Raw genomic sequence first — 3,185 nt, forward strand, 5'->3', positions numbered from 1 at the left:
CTAACTCAGCACTCAAAATTCATCACTTATATGATTCCTATTAAGTTGTCCATAAAGGGCTTGTATTCATATCGCGAAACACAGGTCGTTGATTTTACCAAGTTGACCGAAGCATCTATTTTCGGGATTTTTGGAAAAGTTGGCTCTGGTAAATCCTCTATCTTGGAGGCGATTACTTTTGCTTTGTATGGCGATACCGAAAGGATGAACAAGTCGGGCGACGACCGAAACTATAATATGATGAACCTGCGCTCGGATGAACTCCTCATTGATTTTGAGTGTCGTGCGGGCAAAGACAATCACTTGTATCGTTTTACGGTAAAAGGGCGTAGAAATAGCAAGAAGTTTGACGATGTAAAAACTTTTGAAAGAAAAACTTATCAATGGATGCCCGAATTATCCGATTGGGCGCCTATTGAAGTCGAAAATGCTGCCGAAAAAATTATAGGTCTTTCTTACGAAAACTTTAAAAGAACGATTATCATTCCTCAGGGGCGTTTTCAGGAGTTTATCGAATTGCCTTTGTCGAAACGTACCCAGATGATGAACGAGATATTTCAATTGGAGCGTTTTGACTTGGCGACTAAGGTAAAGGTGTTAAAAGAAATCAATGAAAAACAGCTTGAACATCTGAATGGTAAAATTGCCCAATTAGGACAAAGTACCCCCGAACAGTTAGAGGCAGTCAAAGATCAAATTCTGGCATTACAAACGTTGTTAGGGCTTAAAAATCAAGCACTCAACGATAAAGTAGCCGATGAAAAAAGCTTGGATTGGATAGCCAAACTATTTAAGAGTTTGGAAGAAACCGCAAAGCAACTTCAGATATTAGAGGCGCAAATACCCGATTTTGAAACAAGAGAAAATCGCCTGAAAGTCTACCAAAAGGTATTGATGCAACTCAAGCCTTTGTTGGCGCAGCAGCAGGCACGCTTGGCAGAACAACAAAAAGATTCTCTTGCGTTTACTCATAAAACCTCTGAGCAACAGACCTTTTTACAACAAATACAACAGTCACAAGCGAAGCTCGATGAGCTAAAACCTGCTTTTGAACAAAGAGAAAACCTGCTAAAAGAAGCGGAAGAATGGAGCTGGGCTTTGAAATGGAAACAAGCTACAAGCGAGAAATTGAAGTTGCAAGAGCGTTTGGAAAAAGGCAAATTAGCGGTAGAACAACAGCGTAACAAAATTCAAACTGGACAAACGGAACGTCAGCAAATTGAGGAAGGTTTACAAAAACTGAAATCTCAACTGGTTGACTTGCACAAACTTTCGCAAGTGGCTACGTGGTTTGGACAAAAAAGAAATCTTTTGCAACAAAGGCAACATATTATAGATGCAGGCAAAGAAGCTAAACAAAAGACGGAAGGTTTTGAACAACAAATTCAGGCAATAGGACAAGATGAGGTTTTTCAAGGACAAATTACTCAAGTGCCTGAACCCAATCAGCGAGGTGTTTTGGTAGAGCAGCTCAAGCAGGATTTTCAGCAGAAAATAGATTTTCATCAGCAACATATTGCGCAATTCGAAACTCAGAAGGCTTTACAGGCTTATGCCAATGCCTTACACGATGATGAGCCTTGTCCGCTGTGTGGCGCAATTCACCATCCTGATAAACTGACATCTTCGGAGGATTTTTCTCAGAAAATACAAGCAGAAAAAAACGCCCAAAAAGCTTGGCAAAATCGTTTACAACGAATCGAACAACTCAATGCACAATGGGATGCGATAGAACAAAATATGGCGGTGTGGAATGCTGAACGCAATAAACAGGCAAATTTGTATAAGGATAGTCAAAACAAAATTCAAGAACATGACCAAGCTTTTGTATGGTCAGAGTTTTCGAAAGAGGATGAAGAAGCAGTACAAAAAGCCTTTGCCTTTGCCGAGCAACAGCAAAAAGAAATAAAGACTTTTGAAGAAAAACGTAATGCTCAAGAACAACAACTGCAAGTTTGGCAAAAGGATTTGGAAGAAAAGTTTTTGCCAACTTTACAAAAAATAGAAGTTGAAATCTCGGCAAAAGATTCGGAGGTAAATACTACTCAGGCACAAATACAGCGCCTAGATATGTTGACACTGGAAAAAGAAACGGCCGACAGTATCGCCAACCATATTCAAAGACTACAAAATCAATATCAGGATTTGGTCAAAAATGTGGAGCAATTACAAAAAGACCTTCAATTGTTGCAAGACAAAAATAATCGTCTCGAAGGTGAAATTGTGGCTTTGAAACAAAATCTAGAACAACATCACAAGGTGATTCAGGATTTTGAAAAACAACTTCAATCGGCGATGAACGAAATGGGCTATGTGTCGCAACAAGAAGTAGAGCAGATTTTGGCTTGGAACTTGGCAATCGATACAGAACAAAAAGCCATTGAAACTTTCAAAGTGCAATGGCAAGCGACCCAACAGCATCATAAATCGCTATCAGAAGAAACGAAGGGCTTGCGATATGATGTTGAGATACACCAGCAACTTTTGGCGGATATTGCTTCTTTACAACAAGAAATCAATACCTTGCAAGCCGAAGCTGGCGCACTCAAAGGACGTCAATTGCAATTGGAACAAGATTTGGCTACTCAAGCAGATTTATTGAAGGAAAAAGAAGCTTTGGAGATTCGTCGTGCGGACATAGATACGCTGGCGAAATTGTTTAAAAGTCAAGGTTTTGTAGGCTTTGTGTCTGGTATGTACCTGCAAAACCTTTGTAACCAAGCCAATGAGCGTTTTAGTAAAATGACCCGACAGGCTTTGCAACTCGAAATATATGAGACGCGCCCCTCAGAATTTGATTTTAGAGTGAGAGATTTGCTCAATGAGGGCAGAACCAGAGCGGTCAAAACGCTTTCAGGGGGACAAAAATTTCAAGTAGCGCTGTGCTTAGCCCTAGCCTTGGCAGACAATATCCATGCGCAAACACAATCGACCAATAATTTCTTTTTCTTGGATGAAGGTTTTGGTTCGTTGGATAAAGATTCGCTAACAGAAGTTTTTGAAACCTTAAAGTCTTTACGAAAAGAAAACCGCATCGTCGGCGTTATTTCCCACGTAGAAGATTTACAACAAGAAATAGAAAGCTATATCACCGTAGAAAACCACCCAGAAATGGGAAGCCAGATTAAGTGTTGAGTTTTGAGTGTAGAGTGAGGAGTACAGAGTCTTTTTTTTAATTTGTCACT

Annotated in this window: 1 protein-coding gene; it reads left to right on the plus strand. The window is 39.9% G+C overall.

Translation table 11 applies throughout. From position 1 onward, the window contains the following. Positions 1 to 30 precede the first annotated feature (30 nt). On the plus strand, positions 31 to 3,135 hold the full coding sequence (locus ACOVQ4_RS13465) for an AAA family ATPase (protein ID WP_421821151.1): 3,105 nt from the start codon (positions 31 to 33) through the stop codon (positions 3,133 to 3,135). Positions 3,136 to 3,185 lie beyond the last annotated feature (50 nt).

The sequence above is a fragment of the Flectobacillus sp. genome (genome assembly GCF_049240685.1).
In the GTDB taxonomy this organism is placed as follows: domain Bacteria; phylum Bacteroidota; class Bacteroidia; order Cytophagales; family Spirosomataceae; genus Flectobacillus.